Source organism: Sphingobium bisphenolivorans, from assembly GCF_000412635.1.
GTDB lineage: Bacteria > Pseudomonadota > Alphaproteobacteria > Sphingomonadales > Sphingomonadaceae > Sphingobium > Sphingobium bisphenolivorans.
In genome coordinates, this window is record NZ_ASTG01000013.1 from 103,479 (window position 1) to 118,862 (window position 15,384).

At 63.2% G+C, this 15,384-nt stretch carries 17 protein-coding genes and 1 tRNA gene; 11 read left to right on the forward strand and 7 right to left on the reverse strand.

Annotated elements, in window-relative coordinates:
- Position 1: 1 nt before the first annotated feature.
- Genes rnr through L858_RS0111205 form a run of 3 tightly spaced genes read right to left on the reverse strand, consistent with a single transcriptional unit; the run spans position 2 to position 3,299 of the window.
- Positions 2-2,317, reverse strand: coding sequence for a ribonuclease R (rnr, locus tag L858_RS0111195; RefSeq protein ID WP_022683243.1), 2,316 nt, complete (start codon positions 2,315-2,317; stop codon positions 2-4).
- Positions 2,318-2,375: 58 nt separating this feature from the next.
- Complete coding sequence (locus L858_RS0111200; protein ID WP_022683244.1) at positions 2,376-3,026, reverse strand: MOSC domain-containing protein; 651 nt, start codon at positions 3,024-3,026, stop codon at positions 2,376-2,378.
- Positions 3,027-3,080: 54 nt separating this feature from the next.
- A complete protein-coding gene (locus L858_RS0111205) occupies positions 3,081-3,299 on the reverse strand; it encodes a hypervirulence associated TUDOR domain-containing protein (protein ID WP_022683245.1) in 219 nt (72 codons plus the stop codon).
- Between the two features lie 124 nt (positions 3,300-3,423).
- Here L858_RS0111205 and L858_RS0111210 point away from each other — a divergent pair, with 124 nt between their 5' ends.
- From L858_RS0111210 to L858_RS0111235, 6 genes are all read left to right on the forward strand, one after another.
- Positions 3,424-4,602, forward strand: a complete 1,179-nt coding sequence (locus L858_RS0111210; RefSeq protein ID WP_022683246.1) for a glycosyltransferase family 4 protein — start codon at positions 3,424-3,426, stop codon at positions 4,600-4,602.
- 28 nt (positions 4,603-4,630) lie between these two features.
- Positions 4,631-5,938, forward strand: a complete 1,308-nt coding sequence (locus tag L858_RS0111215) for a replication-associated recombination protein A (RefSeq protein ID WP_022683247.1) — start codon at positions 4,631-4,633, stop codon at positions 5,936-5,938.
- A 25-nt stretch (positions 5,939-5,963) separates the two neighbouring features.
- On the forward strand, positions 5,964-6,824 hold the full coding sequence (locus L858_RS0111220; RefSeq protein ID WP_022683248.1) for a hypothetical protein: 861 nt from the start codon (positions 5,964-5,966) through the stop codon (positions 6,822-6,824).
- 29 nt (positions 6,825-6,853) lie between these two features.
- Positions 6,854-6,929: transfer RNA gene (locus tag L858_RS0111225), tRNA-Thr, on the forward strand.
- Between the two features lie 52 nt (positions 6,930-6,981).
- On the forward strand, positions 6,982-7,290 hold the full coding sequence (locus L858_RS19945; protein WP_238564956.1) for a YkvA family protein: 309 nt from the start codon (positions 6,982-6,984) through the stop codon (positions 7,288-7,290).
- A 673-nt stretch (positions 7,291-7,963) separates the two neighbouring features.
- On the forward strand, positions 7,964-8,266 hold the full coding sequence (locus tag L858_RS0111235) for a glycine zipper 2TM domain-containing protein (protein WP_022683249.1): 303 nt from the start codon (positions 7,964-7,966) through the stop codon (positions 8,264-8,266).
- 63 nt (positions 8,267-8,329) lie between these two features.
- Here L858_RS0111235 and L858_RS0111240 read toward each other — a convergent pair whose 3' ends face one another.
- A complete protein-coding gene (locus L858_RS0111240; RefSeq protein ID WP_028056037.1) occupies positions 8,330-8,608 on the reverse strand; it encodes a hypothetical protein in 279 nt (92 codons plus the stop codon).
- A 151-nt stretch (positions 8,609-8,759) separates the two neighbouring features.
- On the reverse strand, positions 8,760-9,167 hold the full coding sequence (locus L858_RS0111245; protein WP_028056038.1) for an EVE domain-containing protein: 408 nt from the start codon (positions 9,165-9,167) through the stop codon (positions 8,760-8,762).
- Between the two features lie 59 nt (positions 9,168-9,226).
- On the opposite strand from L858_RS0111245, the gene L858_RS0111250 reads away from it, so the two are divergent.
- Complete coding sequence (locus tag L858_RS0111250; RefSeq protein WP_022683252.1) at positions 9,227-10,204, forward strand: isopenicillin N synthase family dioxygenase; 978 nt, start codon at positions 9,227-9,229, stop codon at positions 10,202-10,204.
- 14 nt (positions 10,205-10,218) lie between these two features.
- On the opposite strand, the gene L858_RS0111255 is transcribed toward L858_RS0111250, so the two are convergent.
- A complete protein-coding gene (locus L858_RS0111255) occupies positions 10,219-10,602 on the reverse strand; it encodes a dihydroneopterin aldolase (RefSeq protein WP_022683253.1) in 384 nt (127 codons plus the stop codon).
- A gap of 126 nt (positions 10,603-10,728) precedes the next feature.
- On the opposite strand from L858_RS0111255, the gene L858_RS0111260 reads away from it, so the two are divergent.
- Genes L858_RS0111260 through L858_RS0111275 form a run of 4 tightly spaced genes read left to right on the forward strand, consistent with a single transcriptional unit; the run spans position 10,729 to position 13,658 of the window.
- Positions 10,729-11,247, forward strand: a complete 519-nt coding sequence (locus L858_RS0111260; protein ID WP_022683254.1) for a GNAT family N-acetyltransferase — start codon at positions 10,729-10,731, stop codon at positions 11,245-11,247.
- A gap of 44 nt (positions 11,248-11,291) precedes the next feature.
- Positions 11,292-11,858 (forward strand): DUF1285 domain-containing protein, encoded by a 567-nt coding sequence (locus L858_RS0111265; protein ID WP_028056040.1) that lies wholly within the window; start codon positions 11,292-11,294, stop codon positions 11,856-11,858.
- Positions 11,855-12,466, forward strand: a complete 612-nt coding sequence (locus L858_RS0111270) for a CoA pyrophosphatase (protein WP_022683256.1) — start codon at positions 11,855-11,857, stop codon at positions 12,464-12,466. Before L858_RS0111265 ends, L858_RS0111270 begins: the two co-directional genes overlap by 4 nt.
- Positions 12,447-13,658: a CCA tRNA nucleotidyltransferase gene (locus tag L858_RS0111275; RefSeq protein WP_022683257.1), complete on the forward strand. Its 1,212-nt coding sequence runs from the start codon at positions 12,447-12,449 to the stop codon at positions 13,656-13,658. The genes L858_RS0111270 and L858_RS0111275 overlap by 20 nt, the downstream gene beginning before the upstream one ends.
- Here L858_RS0111275 and L858_RS0111280 read toward each other — a convergent pair.
- Entirely contained in the window at positions 13,622-15,367 is a 1,746-nt protein-coding gene (locus tag L858_RS0111280; RefSeq protein WP_022683258.1) for a putative bifunctional diguanylate cyclase/phosphodiesterase, read from the reverse strand. The two genes, L858_RS0111275 and L858_RS0111280, sit on opposite strands and share 37 nt — an antisense overlap.
- Between the last annotated feature and the right edge of the window lie 17 nt (positions 15,368-15,384).

Genomic DNA, 15,384 nt, shown 5'->3' on the forward strand with positions numbered 1-15,384 from the left:
TTTATCTACCTCGATGCTTCCCGCGCTTCGATCCGATATGCCGGATGTTGGTCGGCCGCCCGCGTTTGATGCCCGGTCGCACCCGGTCCTTCTTGAAGCTTGGCCGCTGCGGCAGGGCGTCGGGCAGCTCGAACCTCAGCACGCCATTGATCGGGTCAGCCTCGGCCAGCCGCAACTGCAATCGCTGGCCAACGGTGAAGCGGTCACCGCTCTCGACACCCTCCAGCGCGCGGCCCGCCTCATCGAAATAGAAGCGTTCGTCGCCCAGCGTCGATACCGGCACCAGCCCATCGCCGCCAAGCCCTTCGACCGTCGCGAAGAAGCCGAAGCTCTGCACCCCGGTGATCCGCGCCTCGACAAGCTCGCCGACATGCGATGCCAGGAAGGCTGCGACATAGCGGTCGATCGTCTCGCGCTCCGCCTCCATCGCGCGTCGCTCATGCTGGCTGATCATCTCGCCGATACGCGCCATATTTTCATAATCCTCGGCGCTGAGGGACGAGCGATCCGGAATGACGCCGCCCTTGGGCGCAGGCAGCTCCAGTCCATAGGCGCCCACCAGCGCCCGATGCACCAGCAGGTCCGCATAGCGCCGGATCGGTGACGTGAAATGGGCATAGGAGCCGAGCGACAGGCCGAAATGCCCCATATTGGCGGGCGCATAATAGGCCTGCGTCTGCGTGCGCAGCACCTGTTCCATGATCTGCTGCTTTTCCGCCGCCTGGCCGACCCGCTCGATCAGCCGATTGAAGGTGGAGGGCTTCACCACCTGTCCCAGCGCAAACTCGATGTCGAAGGTAGCCAGATATTCCTTCAGCGCCACCAACTTCTCGCGGCTGGGCGGCTCATGGTCGCGGTACATGACCGGCGCCTTTTTCGCTTCCAGCGCCTTGGCTGCCGCGACATTGGCCGCGATCATGTAATCTTCGATCAGCATATGTGCGTCCAGCCGTTCGCGCACGGCAACGCTGACGATCTTGCCCCATTCGTCCAGCACAACTCGCCGCTCTGGCAGTTCCAGCGCCAGCGGCTCCCGCTTCTCCCGCGCCTTGCGAAGGAGCGCCCAACAGGCCCAGAGCGGCCTCAGCGCCGTCTCCAGCAACGCTCCCCCCGTGTCGGGAAGCGGCGCGGTCCCATCGATCGCCGCCTGCGCATCCTCATAGGCAAGCACAGCCGCGATCCGGATCACCGCGCGCGAAAAGTGCCAATTCTTGACCTTCCCATTCTTGTCCACAACCAGATGGCAGGCCATCGCCGCCCGGTCTTCCCCGGCGCGCAGTGAACAGATGTCCGACGACAGCTGGTGCGGCAGCATCGGCACGACCAGATCGGGAAAATAGACGCTGTTGCCGCGCTTCCTCGCCTCCCTGTCGAGCGCACTGCCCGGCCGCACATAGTAGCTGACGTCAGCGATGGCGACGATCGCTTTGTATCCGCCCGCATTGTCCGGATCATCGTCCGCCGCTGCCCATACAGCGTCGTCATGGTCACGCGCGTCCACCGGGTCGATCGCGACGATGGGCAGGTGCCGCAAGTCCTCTCGCTTGTCTTCATGCAGCGCGATTTGAGAAGCGATGACCGCCTCCTCCTCCACTTGCTCTGAAAAGACGTGCGGAATGCCGTGCTTGTGGATCGCAATCAGACTGAAGCTGCGCGGAGCGAAGGGATCGCCCAATATGTCCGTCACCCGCGCTGAAATGCGCGGCGGCCGTCCCACCGGTTCGGCCAGCACCAGGTCGCCCTTCTTCGCCGAACCGGCGTCGGAGATAGGCGTGTCGCGCCGGATGCGCTTGTCGACCGGGCGCAGCCAGAGCTTGCCGCCCTCGCCCTCCTCTACAACGCCCAGCAATTCCTCGCTCGCCTTGGCGAGCTTCTTCATCGGGTGCGCGACCCAGCCGCGCCCCGCTTCCTCGGTCCGCGCAAGGATGCGGTCGCCGATGGTCAGCGCGCCCCGCTTGCCGCGTTCCATCACCCGCAGGCGCGGCGCGGGCTGGCCTTCGGCCTCCCATCGCTCGGGGGTGGCGATCAGCGTCGTATCATCGACATCGACGATCCGCAGCACCGTCACCTTGGGCACGCCGCCCATTTTGTGGAAGGCGCGGGCGGGGCCGATGTCGAGCAGCCCCTCATCCGCCATGTCCTTCAGCAGCGCCTTGAGCGCGATCTTCTCCTGCCCCTTGAGCCCGAAAGCCTTTGCGATTTCGCGCTTGCCCGCGGGCTGGTCGGACGAGGTGATGAAGTCCACCACCTGTTCGCGCGAAGGGAAGCCGGCGGGCCGTACCTTCACGGATTTCTTCTTCTTTTCGGTCGATGCCATGGACCAGCTATAGGAAGCGCCCTGCCGCAGCGCCAGTGGCGCGAGAAGAAAGCTTATCCTAGGCTAATTTTCTCGCGCGGTCCCGCCAGGCTTCGGCCAGCACCGGCATGGCCGCCAGTGCCCGTACCGCCTCCGGCTCCGTCTTGTGCCTGCCGCCGATCAGCAGGCGGAAAACCCGCGCGATCGGCCATTGGGGAAGCGGCCGCGCCGTCAAGGTCATGGGCGTCCCGGCTTCAGCCTCTCCCTCCCGGATCACCCGGAAATAGATGCCGCAGCGCGCCGACTTGACGATCGCAGCCATCACGTCCCGCGCGCCGAAGCGATGATCCAGTTTCCAACACGGCTGCCGGCCATGGCTTACCTCCACGATCGCGCTCCCCAGCGTGAAGCGATCCCCAAGGCAGATATCCTCCTCCGTCATGCCGCGGGAGGCGATGTTTTCGCCGAAGGCTCCCGGCGCATCGAGCAGGACGTGGCCGGGTTTGCGATCCCGCCACCAGCCATAATGATCCTGTGGATAGAGGTGTATCGCCTTGTCCCAGCCGCCATGATGCACCTTGTCGGCGACGGCATCGCCCTCCAGCCCCGACCAGCCGACACGTACGGGGCCGCTGACCGGTTTCTTTGCGATGGCGCTATAATCGCCCTCGCGAAAGGGCACGGGCGTGCCCGTCAGTATCGCCTCGATCGTCATGCAGCCGCTGGTCATACGGCTCCCATGGCACGACCGCAGCTCAAGCGCCATGGCCGCTGAGCGGCGGGTTTATGCGCGGCTGAGTTCCGATGCCAGTTTCAGCACTTCGCCACCGCTGTCCGTCTGAACCAGATAGGCGGGGTTGCGGCTCGACCCGTTGCGCCGGATCAACGCGCCCTCGATGTCGCGTTCGACCTGGCGATCGAACCGCTCGGCAACTCTTCCCCGGCCGACGCCTTGCCCCCAGTTCCATTTGACCCTCGCTCCTTTGCGAAAGCTCTCGGTCATTGGGCGTCCTCTCCTTCGGGCGCAACCGCGTCGGCCGTCTTCTTCATTGCTGCCATATGCCAAAATTCCCAATCGGCCGCGCGGTTCCCTTGGGTTTTGTCGTAGCCTGGGTTAAGGGCGGCGCATGGATGTTCAGGGGCTTCGCGTCGCGCTCTTCAGCGGCAATTATAATTATGTGCGCGACGGCGCGAACCAGGCGCTCAACCGCTTCGTGGGCTATCTGCTTCGCCAAGGCGCGGCGGTGCGCATCTATTCGCCGACGGTCGATACACCGGCCTTCGAGCCCACCGGCGATCTGGTGAGCGCGCCATCCTTTTCCGTGCCGGGCCGCCGCGAATACCGCATCCCCTACCGCATGTCGCAGGCGGTGCGGCGTGACCTCAAGGCATTTCGCCCCAACCTCGTCCACGTCTCCAGCCCCGACCCGCTCGGCCACCGCGCCGTCGCCTGGGCCAGGAACAACGGCCTTCCAGCGGTAGCCTCTGTCCACACCCGCTTCGAAACCTATCCGCGCTATTACGGCCTCGCCTTTCTGGAGCCCGCGGTCGAATCGCTGCTGCGCCGCTTCTATCGCCGCTGCGATGCGATTGTCGCGCCGTCCGAGTCCATGGCACAACTGCTCCGTGAACAGCGCATGAGCTATGATGTCGGCATCTGGACCCGAGGGATCGATAGGGACATCTTCAATCCCGGCCGCCGCTCGCCCGAATGGCGCCAGTCGCTCGGCATCGCCGCCGATGAGCCGGTCATCGGCTTTATCGGACGGCTGGTGATGGAAAAGGGGCTGGACGTCTTTTCCGACACCATCGACCACCTGGCCGCCCAGAACATCCGCCACAAGGTGCTGATCGTCGGCGAAGGCCCCGCACGCGACTGGTTTCAGAACCGACTGCCCAGCGCCATCTTCACCGGCTTTCAAAAAGGTGCGGAGCTTGGCCGCGCGGTCGCCAGCATGGACATGCTGTTCAATCCCTCCGTTACCGAAACCTTCGGCAACGTGACGTTGGAAGCCATGGCCTGCGGACTGCCGACGGTGGCCGCCCGCGCCACGGGAAGCGAGAGCCTGGTCACCGATGGCCTCACCGGTCGCCTGATCCGTCCAGGCGCGATCAGCGCCTTTGCCGACGCGCTTGCGGGATATTGCACCGATGGCGCGGCCCGCACGGCCGCAGGCACGGCGGCGATGCGGCAGGCGGAGCGCTATGGCTGGGATCAGGTCAATCAGGCGCTGGTCGATACCTATCTGCGCATCATCCGGCAGAGATCGACTGGCGCGCTGGTCCGATCCAGCCCCGTTCCCTGATCGCACAAGCCTTCCTATATCGGCCGGGATGGCAGACCTTTTCGCTCCTGACGACAATTTCGAAGCTACGGCCGCATCGCCGCTGGCGGATCAGCTTCGCCCGCGCACCCTCTCCGAGGTGGTGGGGCAGGATCACCTGACCGGCCCTGAAGGCGCGATCGGGCGCATGGTGACGGCAGGGCGCCTCTCTTCCATCATCCTCTGGGGTCCGCCGGGCACTGGCAAGACGACGATCTCGCGCCTGCTGGCAGACGCCGTCGGCATGCGGTTTGAGCCGATCTCCGCCGTCTTCTCAGGCGTTGCCGATCTCAAGAAGGTCTTCGCCGCCGCCCGGGAACATGCCCGCAGGGGCGAGAAGACGCTGCTCTTTGTGGATGAGATCCACCGCTTCAACCGGGCGCAGCAGGATAGCTTTCTCCCCTTCGTCGAGGATGGCACGGTGACGCTGGTCGGCGCGACCACGGAAAATCCGAGCTTCGAGCTGAACGCCGCGCTCCTGTCCCGCGCGCAGGTCCTCATCCTCCGCCGGCTTGACGCGAGCGCGCTTGAACAATTGCTCGATCGCGCCGAAGCCCTGATGCAGCGCCCGCTGCCGCTTCTGCCGGCAGCGCGCGAAGCCCTGCTCGCCAGTGCGGATGGCGATGGCCGTTTCCTGCTCAATCAGGTGGAAACGCTCTATTCGATCGATATCCCGGAGCCGCTCGATCCAGCCGCCCTCTCGGCCCTGCTCCATCGGCGAGTCGCTGTCTACGACAAGGATCGGGAGGGCCATTATAATCTGATTTCCGCGTTGCATAAGTCCCTGCGCGGCTCCGATCCGCAGGCCTCGCTATATTATCTTGCCCGCATGCTCACGGCCGGAGAGCAGCCCCTGTACGTCCTGCGCCGACTGGTCCGGTTCGCGACGGAAGATATCGGCCTCGCCGACCCGCAGGCCGTGGTCCAGTGCCTGGCGGCAAAGGATGCCTATGAATTTCTCGGCTCGCCGGAGGGGGAGCTGGCGATCGTGCAGGCCTGCCTCTATTGCGCCACCGCCCCCAAATCCAATGCCGCCTATGCCGCCATGAAATCCGCCTGGAAATCGGCGCGGGACACGGGATCGCTGATGCCCCCGCAGAATATCCTGAACGCGCCGACCCGGCTGATGAAGAATATCGGCTATGGCAAGGGCTACCAATATGACCATGACGCCGCCGAGGGTTTTTCCGGCGACAATTATTGGCCGGAGGAAATGACGCCACAGACCTTCTACGCGCCGACGGATCGCGGCTTTGAAAGCCGTGTGGCCGAGCGCATGGCTTATTGGGAGCGCCTGCGCGCGGAGCGGCGGTCATGAGGCACGGAAACACCGACGCGCAGAGATGACTCCCCGCTTCACCCGCTATGCCGCTATCGACTGGTCGGGCGCCAAGGGCTCGCGGCACAAGGGCATCGCCGTTGCGCTGTGCGAGGCAGGCGATGCCGTGCCTGTGTTGCAACATCCGCACGGCGGCGGCTTCTGGTCACGAATGGCTGTTGCGGAATGGCTGGTCGAAGCAGCCGGGCAAGCGCCTACTCTCTTCGGCTTCGACTTCAGCTTCGCTCCCCCCTTTGTAGCGCGCAGCGGCTATCTGCCCGGCGACGATGTCCCGAACACAGGACCCGAATTCTGGGCCTATGTCGATGCGATCTGCGACGATGAGGATCTGGGCGCCGCCAGCCTGCTCGAACGGACGCACCGGCGGCATTTCTATTTTGGCAAGGCCGACGGCATCAAGGCCGACTATATGCACAACCGCCTGTGCGAGGCGCACTACAATGCGCAGGGCGGTGGCAAACCCTCCACGGTTTATGACGCGATCGGGGCAGCGCAGGTGGCGAAGGCAAGCTTTGCCGGCATGCGGCTGCTGCACCAAGTCCGCTCATCCGTGCCTGTCTGGCCCTTCGATCCGCCGCAGCGAGGCGGCTCGCTGGTCGTGGAAATCTATACCAGCATCGCCGCGCGCGCGGCCGGCCGGCCAAAGGGGCAGACGAAGATGCGCGACCTGGCCGCGCTCAACGACGCCCTCTTCGCCGTCGAATCACAGCCGCATGAAGGGCTGCCGCCGGACGACCATGGCGCGGACGCGATCCTGACCGCCGCATGGCTCCGCCGCGTGGCTCCTCGACCCAGCCTTTGGAAGCCCGCCCCGCTCAATCGCAAAATCGCCTCGACGGAGGGCTGGACGTTCGGCATCATCTGATAGTAAGGCGCGTTCGTCCGAACGGACAGGCCGGCTTAGCTCAGTTGGTAGAGCACCTGATTTGTAATCAGGGGGCCACGGGTTCGAATCCTGTAGCCGGCACCATCGCTCGTATAGCGGCACGACTTCCTTTATACCCGTCCAAATGAAAGCGGCTTTGCATCGCCTGCGATCCTGGGCCGCCACGCTCAAGGTCGAGATCATCGCACTATGGATCGCCGCGCGAGACGGACGGACGCCGTTGGTCGCCCGGCTCGTGGCATCGGCGACAGCGGCGTTCGCGCTCAGCCCGATCGACCTCATTCCGGACTTCATTCCCGTTCTGGGCTATCTGGACGACCTCATCATCGTTCCCTTGGGGATAGCGCTTGCAATCCGGCTCATCCCGGCTCCGCTGATGGACGAATTTCGCGCCGCCGCGCGCGCACGGGACGATCGCGCAAGAGCGCCGTGGGTGCGGCAATGATCGTCTTGGCCTGGCTGGCTGCGCTGGGCGCGTCAGCCTTCTGGCTCTTGCGGAAAGAGCAGTGACAACCGCCAGCCCCACAGCAAAATGGGGGCCGGCACTTCTGCCGGTCCCCACTTCCGTCGTGTCTCTCGATCTGCTTCTCTTTCGAGAGGCGATGCTTGGACTCGGCGCTCGATATGTCCACCTTAACGGCTTTCATATCGTGTCGGCTCCGCTTATACGACCGTTCGACCGTCCTCACACAGCCATCCTCTTTCCGATGCCCGACGTTCACTTACGCGCGTGCACAGCATCCGTCATAGAGGATCATCAGGCATTTCCGCATTTTCCTCTCGGTCCATGCTTCTTGTCTGACGTTCGGAAAGCTCTTCAAGCCGTTGATTTCTCATCGGCTTTACCATCCAGATTTCTCTGTCTCGCGCTCTTTCCGACAAGCTGATGCTCTCACCAAAACCGAGTCGTTCAAAGCGGAATCTGATGGGTTGAAGCTTGGGTCTGGCTAAACCTGTGGATAGGCGAGGATATTTTTTCGGTTCCACGGGCCACATTCTTCCCTGTGCGAAATTCCTTAAATCATTACAAGCGGATGGCCCGTTGTCGCAGGTTCATGCAACCTCTCCCAATATGCGTGGGTTAAGAGAGCAAATCACGCTTTTTGGAGGAGATTCATATGCGTAAAGCCATTCTCGCCCTTACCGCCCTGTCGCTGGCTGTGCCCGTTTCGATGGCTGTCCCGACCGAAGGCGCGCAAGCCCGGCGCGATTATCGCTACAAGGAGTGGCGCGGCCGCGACGGACGTACTTATTGCCGCAAGTCGGATGGCACCACGGGCCTGATCGTCGGCGGCGTGGGCGGCGCTCTTGTCGGTCGGGCCATCGATACGCGCGGCGATCGCGCAACCGGCACGATCCTGGGTGCTGCTGGCGGTGCGCTGCTGGGCAAGGAAATCGACAGCAAGCGGCGCTGCCGCTGAGCGGAAACAAGAAAGGCCGGCGTCCCTGGGGGAGGCCGGCCTCTTTCGTTATTCTAAAAAGTCTTATTCGGCAGCCGCGCCACGCGCGTCATCGACCTTGAAGGCCACCGGCTGCCCGCCGGAAACGCCCGAAACCTTACCGTTCTTGACGGCAAGATTGAACGCGACCGCATCGGGATAGCGGCGACCGGAGATGACCTGGCCCGTCTTCGTGTCCTTCACCTGATACACATAGGTATAACCTTCGTGCGTGAAGCGCTGCTTGGCGGCATCTTCGGCATGGACGGGAGCGTTCGCCGCACCAAGGGCGAACAGGGCAGAAACAACCAACTTCGACAGCATTCGCATGGGAAAACTCCTAGTGAATGCCGATCAAACACCTCTGTGATTTCTTGTTTTGTTGGCGACCTGCTTATTCGGCTCCAGTGAGGTGTCACAATCGCAAAAAGCGTCAGACCTATTGCGCTGGACGCAATCGTGGCCTGACTTGCAGTCAAGTCTTTGACAAAGCGAGAATATGGTTGAACTCCGCCTCTGTGAGCGGCGCTACGGAAAGCCGTGACTGCCGCAAAATGACCATATCGGCCAGCGCCGGATCGGCCTTCATCGTTTTCAAGGACACCGGCTTCGCAAGCTTTTGCCTGGGTGCGACATGGACGGCGATCCACTTGCCGCTCTGGTCCGTACTGTCGGGCGCTGCCTCCTCCACAATCTCCATGATTCCAACAGCTTCAAGGCCAATATTGCTGTGGTAGAAGAGCGCCAGATCGCCCTTCCGCATCGTCTTCATGTGAAGCTGCGCCGCATGATTGCGTACCCCGTCCCACTCCGCTTTTCGCTTGGCGACCAGATCGTCATAGGAAAAAACGTCGGGTTCCGATTTCATCAGCCAATAGTTCATAGCCGTTTCTTGCATCAGCGCGGCGGCGCGATCAAGGATGGCGCCTGTCACGGCGCCCCATGCCGGGGTGCCTGCTCGAAACTGGAGACAAGAAGGTGCCGCAATCGATGTCGGGCAGCGTCCCGCTTCTGTCCATGGCCGACCTATCCAAGGCCGCCTTCGCCGCGGAACTGGGGAGTTCGTTCAAACGGTTCGGCTTCGCCATGGTGAAGGACCATGGCATGGACCCGTCCCTGATCGCGAAAGGCTGGGCAATGGCGCGCGACTTCTTCGACTTGCCCGAAGCAGCCAAGCGCCGCTACGACGCGAGCCTTAACGGCGGGCAGCGCGGCTATACCGCTTTCGGCAAGGAAATCGCCAAGGGCGCGAGCGAGAACGACCTCAAGGAATTCTGGCATGTCGGCCGCGACCTGCCACAGGGTCATCCGCTCTGCGCGACCATGCCGGCCAATGTCTGGCCGGCAGAGATGGCGGAGTTCAAGCCCATCTTCGCCCAACTCTATGCCGAATTCGACGGGGTCGGACGTGAGCTTCTCTCCGCCATCGCGCTCTATCTCGGGCTTGAGGAGCGCTGGTTCGACAGTGCCATCGAGAACGGAAATTCCATCCTGCGCCTGCTGCACTATCCGCCGGTGTCACCGCAAGCGCCCGGCATCCGCGCGGGGGCGCATGAAGACATCAACCTCATCACGCTGCTCCTTGGGGCGGAAGAAGGCGGGCTCGAACTGAAGGACCGGGAGGGCAACTGGGTACCGGTCGTTCCGCCGCCGGGTGCGCTGGCAATCAATGTCGGCGACATGCTGCAGCGCCTGACCAACCATTATCTGCCATCCACCAGCCATCGTGTGGTCAATCCGCCGGCCGACCGCCGTGGCGTCTCACGTTATTCCATGCCCTTCTTTCTTCATCTGCGGCCGGATTTCCTGATCGACGCCCTGCCGCAATGCGTAGACGCAGCGCATCCCCGCCGTGAGCCGCCCATTACGGCGCACGACTATCTGACCGAGCGGCTACGCGACATCGGCCTCATCAAATAGCAACAGGGGCAGAATTATTTCCGGCAGCGGCCGAGCGTGATGCCGATTTCCTCGTTGCGCTCGCTCAGCGCCAGCTTCACGATCTTCACTTCGACATGCGTGACCCTGTCATCCTGCAGGAAGATCGTGTCGATGATGTGGTCGGCCACCGCCTCGATTAGCGTGAAATGCTGACCTTCGGGCAAGGCGCTGGTGGCCGCATGCTTCAGATCCATGTAATTTTTGGACCGGGATAGCGGGGTCGCCGGATTATAATGATCCGAGATTTTAAGGCGCGCCCGTATCGAGATGCGGAGCGGCTGAGGCAGGTGCGTCTCCTCGGAATAGATGCCGGTCAAGACATCAACATCGAGGTTATTCACCTCCAAATACAGAAAATCGTCAAATCCGCTGTTCATAGCTCGCCATATCCAGCCAGTTCCTGCTTGGGGAACGGCATAGTTTAGTCTTTTATTTTGCGAAGCAGGCGCTAAAGCCCGCCGCTCTCGGCGCGCCCATGCGCCATTGCGGACGGATCGGCAAGCGTGTCTGTTATAGTGCCCCTGAACATTATAGCGCAAGACGCCATCGAGCGGCTGCTGGACGCCGCCTTCGGCCCCGATCGGCACGGACGCACCGCCTATCTGATTCGCAATGGCATGCCCTGGCTGCCCGACCTTTCCTTCGGCGTCGAGGATGAGCGGGGGGAACTGGTCGGATCGCTGCAAAGCTGGCCGATCGCCTTGACGCATGACGACGGGACGCAGACTCCCCTCATCATGATCGGCCCGGTCGCGGTCGACCCGGCGCTGCAGCGTACGGGCCATGGCCGCGCGATGATGGATGCCGTCGTCACGGCAGCCCGCGCGCATCGCAGCGATCCGCTGATGATGATCGGCGATCCGGAATATTATGGCCGCTTCTGGGGCTTTTCGGCGAACGGCACCGGCGGCTGGCAGTGCCCAGGCCCGTTCGAGCGCCGCCGCCTGCTGGCCCTTTCCGTCGACGGCAACCCGGTGGGCGGGACCGGCATGCTCAGCCCGAGAATCACGATCCCGGCCTGAAATTCCCTTTTGCGTTCGGCCTCACGCCCACCTATCTCGGCCGCATGCCGATGCAACCTCTCCCCGATCTCGCCAGCCTTTCCCTGGCCGAAATCGCGCGCCTGCTCGCCGATAAGCGGCTTCCGCCGGTTGAAAAGTGGAACCCGGATCATTGCGGCGACAGTGACATGCGCATCGCGCGTGACGGCACATGGTTCCATCAGGGATCGCCGATCGGCCGGGAAGCGATGGTCCGTCTGTTTTCGACCATCCTGCGGCGGGAGGCCGACGGCACCTTCGTCCTGGTAACTCCAGTCGAGAAGCTGTCGATCGAAGTGGAGGACGCGCCCTTCACCGCGGTGGAACTCAAGACCGAAGGCGAAGGCCGCGCCCGGTCGATGGCCTTTCGCCTGAATACGGGCGACCTGGTCACGGCGGGCCCGGACAACACGCTTGTCCTGCGCGAAACGCCAGACGGCCCCCATCCCTATCTTCATGTTCGGGCGGGGCTGGAGGCGCTGATCAGCCGCAGCGTCTATTATGAACTGATGAACCTCGCGCTTGATGAAGCAGCCGATCCTGTCGGCCTGTGGAGTGACGGTGCCTTCTTCGCGCTGGATGGGTCGGCATGAAGCTGGCTGACCGGCTGCGAGCCGCACTGCAGGAAGGGCATGAACGCGACATCGGCTTGATCGCTTCGGATACGCGCGACCCGCGCATCCTCGGTGACCTGGCCCTCGCGCCCGCAGCCGTCCTCGTCGCGATCACGGATCGACCGGAGCCAGGACTCATCCTGACCGAGCGCTCCGCCGCGTTGCGCAAGCATGCGGGCCAGGTGGCCTTCCCCGGCGGCCGCGTCGATGACACCGACGCGGACGAAATCGCCGGCGCGCTCCGCGAAGCGCATGAGGAGATCGGCTTGCCCCCCTCAGCGGTAGAGGTCATAGGGATAACGGACCGTTATCATACCTTCACCGGCTTCGACATCGTGCCCGTGCTGGGGGTCATCCCTCCCGACCTCCCCCTCATTCCCCATGTCGATGAAGTGGCGGACTGGTTCGAAGTGCCCTTGGCTTTCGCCCTCGATCCAGCCAATCGCGTTCAAAAATCCATCGAGTTCCAAGGGTCTGAGCGGCATTATTACGAGATCATGTGGCAAGGCCGCCGAATTTGGGGCATCACCGCCGCGATCCTGATCAATCTTTCGCGACGGCTGGGTCATGACCACGCGGCTACCTGACGCCCCCTGGCGTCACCGGCGGGGGCTGGACGCTCTGCTCCGCGCGCTCGGGGCTGACCAGAGCCTGTCGCGTTTTGTCGGGGGCGCGGTCAGGGACGGCCTCCTTGGCCTCGCGGTCAACGATCTGGACATCGCAACGGTGCTGCAACCCAACGACGTCATGGACCGATTGCAAGGCGCCGGGATAAAGGCCGTCCCCACCGGCATCGATCATGGGACGGTCACCGCGGTGATCGAGAAGTGGCCTGTCGAGATCACCACCTTGCGCCGGGATGTCAGCACGGATGGCCGCCGCGCCACGATCGCCTATACGGACGATTGGCAGGAGGACGCAGCCCGGCGCGACTTCACCATCAACGCGCTCTATGCCGACCCCATCTCGCACGAGATCACGGATTTCTTCGGCGGAGTTGCCGATCTGGAAGCGCGGCGTGTGCGCTTCATCGGCGACGCGGCGACCCGGATCGCGGAAGATCATCTGCGCATCCTGCGATATTTCCGGTTCCTCGCCCGCTTCGGGAATGACGAACCGGACCCCGCTTCCTACGAGGCATGCCGGTCGGCGGCCAACAGCCTGATGGCGCTCTCCCGCGAGCGGATCGCTGATGAGCTGCTGAAGCTGCTGGCGGTCGATCACCCGCTCGCATCGGTTCGGCTGCTGATCGATGGGGGCATTCTGCTTCCCGTCCTTCCGGAAATCGATCGGAGCAGTCTTGCAAGACTGACCCTGCTGGTCACGCGCGAAGCCGACGCTTCGGTCCAGCCCTCCGCCTTGCGCCGCCTCGCCGCCCTGCTCCCGCCCGATCCAAGTATCGCGGACCAGGTCGGCGCGCGCCTTAAGCTCTCCAACAAGGCGCGCAAACGGCTCGCCACCGCGCTCGAAGGATCAGGAGGCGCAAGCTCGCCACGCGCGCTCGCGTTCGAGATCGGCGTGGAGGGAGCGATCGATCGCATCCTGCTCGATCCGACGACCGATGTTAACGAAATGAAGCTGCTTGATGGCTGGTCGCCGCCGCGCCTGCCGATCGGTGGCGGTGCCCTCATAGCGCGAGGCTTGCAGCCCGGTCCCGATGTCGCGAAGGCGCTACAGATGGTCGAGCGAGAGTGGGTTGCCGAAGGCTTCCCGGACGGGGAACGGGTCGCCCGGATCGCGGATCAGATCGTTTCGAAATTCCAGCGCGCGCGCCAGTAATCATAGGCTTCGGATTCCGGCATGGGCTTGGCGAAATAATAGCCCTGCCCCTGCCAGCACCCTAGATCCTGCAAGGCGTGCGCCAGTTCCTGCGTCTCGATACCCTCTGCCGTCACATTGAGGCGAAGGGAGTCCGCCAGCGACAGGATGGTTCGCACGATGACCTGCTTGTCACGATCCTCCAGCATCGAAGTGACGAAGCTTCGATCGATCTTCAATATGTCGATCGGCAGACTGTGCAGGCTTGCCAGGTTGGAATAGCCAGTGCCGAAATCGTCCATCGCCAGCGACATCTGCAAGTCCTTCAGCGCAAACAGCAGCTTGCGGGCCTTTTCAGGGTCGGCGACAATGGCGCTTTCCGTCAGTTCGGCGGTCAGCCGGTCGCCCGCAATGCCGGAAAAGCGCAGCGATTCCTCGAACATGGAAGCGACATCGTCCCGCGCCATCTGAATAGGGGACAGGTTGACATTCACGCCCACCGGCAAGGGCTGGCCGAATTTGGCATCCCATCGGCTCAGTGTCTGCGCCGCCTCATAGGCCGCCCACCGCCCGAGCGAGGTGATGAGGCCGCTTTCCTCAGCCACTGCGATGAATTCGGTCGGCGACACAGAGCCCAAATCCGGGTCATTCCAGCGGGTAAGCGCTTCAAAGCCGCTCACCTCTCCGGTCTGAAGATCGATCAGTGGCTGGAAAGCTAGCTTGAGAGCGCCCTGCGCCAAGGCATCGCGCAGGCGGCTTTCCACCGAAAAGCGCCGCTGCGCCTCCTTGAGGACGCCGTTGCGGTAGATCTCGATCTTGCCGCTGCGCTTGGCGATCTTCACCGCAGCCTGCGCCTTGCGCACCACATCGTCGGGTTCTTCGTCGATGCTCGCGGCGAGCGCGCAGCCGATCGCGCAGTCGACCCGGATGCGCAGGTCGCTAAGCTTGATCGGCTGGTTGAGCGCTTCCTTTATCCTCTCCACGATGTGAAGAGCATCGGACAAGCCGTTGTTCAGTCGGGCAAATATCGCGAAGTCATTGCCGCCGATACGCGCCAGCACATCCCCTTGCCGAAGCGTGGATTTCAGTCGCTTCGCCACCGTGATCAGCAGCTCATCGCCGGCCATCGGTCCGAGCGATTCGTTGACCCGGCTGAACCGGCTGAGGTCGATGGCGATGATGCCGAACTGGGCCTTTTCCGGCCAGGTGCCATTGGCAAGACGATCGTCAATCTCTTCGCCGAAGCCGGTCCTGTTCGGCAAGGCGGTCAAGCCATCGGACAGGAGCTCGCGGCGCAAATTCCTCTCGATGACCCGGTCACTGGTGCGGTCCAGCGCCGTAAACAGGAGGCGCTCGCCAATTGCGCCGCTCGCCGGCAGGCGGCCGACGGTGCAATGAAAATATTCGGGGCCAAGCCCCCCATCCTTCCGCAGTTCGAAACTTTCCGCGGTCTTCTTCGATCGGGCGAAGCTGATCATTCGCCTGCACCATTCCGCCCTGACGGCCACGCTCGTTTCAGGGTTCATCCTCGCGCTGCGAAAGTTGCGGAGATAAGCGTCGTTCACCGATCCAACGACCAGTTCGTCGCCCTCCACATGGAGGATCGCCGCCGGATGGGGAATCGCCGCCAACCACTGGCTGTCGCCAACACGGTCCGCCGGACGCGCAGCTTTAGGCCCGTGAAGGGCCTCTGCGTCCGGCATCTTGTCTGGCCGATGGCGCACCGACATGGAATTCATGTCTCCGG

Coding starts and splice junctions, on each gene's coding strand:
- L858_RS0111220 (WP_022683248.1), top strand. CDS start 5,964: ATGACTCCCCGCTTCACCCGCTATGCCGCTATCGACTGGTCGGGCGCC.
- L858_RS0111245 (WP_028056038.1), bottom strand. CDS start 9,167: ATGAACTATTGGCTGATGAAATCGGAACCCGACGTTTTTTCCTATGAC.
- L858_RS0111250 (WP_022683252.1), top strand. CDS start 9,227: ATGCCGGGGTGCCTGCTCGAAACTGGAGACAAGAAGGTGCCGCAATCG.
- L858_RS0111255 (WP_022683253.1), bottom strand. CDS start 10,602: ATGAACAGCGGATTTGACGATTTTCTGTATTTGGAGGTGAATAACCTC.
- L858_RS0111200 (WP_022683244.1), bottom strand. CDS start 3,026: ATGACCAGCGGCTGCATGACGATCGAGGCGATACTGACGGGCACGCCC.
- L858_RS0111275 (WP_022683257.1), top strand. CDS start 12,447: ATGACCACGCGGCTACCTGACGCCCCCTGGCGTCACCGGCGGGGGCTG.
- L858_RS0111265 (WP_028056040.1), top strand. CDS start 11,292: ATGCCGATGCAACCTCTCCCCGATCTCGCCAGCCTTTCCCTGGCCGAA.
- L858_RS0111215 (WP_022683247.1), top strand. CDS start 4,631: ATGGCAGACCTTTTCGCTCCTGACGACAATTTCGAAGCTACGGCCGCA.
- L858_RS0111280 (WP_022683258.1), bottom strand. CDS start 15,367: ATGTCGGTGCGCCATCGGCCAGACAAGATGCCGGACGCAGAGGCCCTT.
- L858_RS0111210 (WP_022683246.1), top strand. CDS start 3,424: ATGGATGTTCAGGGGCTTCGCGTCGCGCTCTTCAGCGGCAATTATAAT.
- L858_RS0111205 (WP_022683245.1), bottom strand. CDS start 3,299: ATGACCGAGAGCTTTCGCAAAGGAGCGAGGGTCAAATGGAACTGGGGG.
- L858_RS0111270 (WP_022683256.1), top strand. CDS start 11,855: ATGAAGCTGGCTGACCGGCTGCGAGCCGCACTGCAGGAAGGGCATGAA.
- L858_RS0111240 (WP_028056037.1), bottom strand. CDS start 8,608: ATGCTGTCGAAGTTGGTTGTTTCTGCCCTGTTCGCCCTTGGTGCGGCG.
- L858_RS0111235 (WP_022683249.1), top strand. CDS start 7,964: ATGCGTAAAGCCATTCTCGCCCTTACCGCCCTGTCGCTGGCTGTGCCC.
- rnr (WP_022683243.1), bottom strand. CDS start 2,317: ATGGCATCGACCGAAAAGAAGAAGAAATCCGTGAAGGTACGGCCCGCC.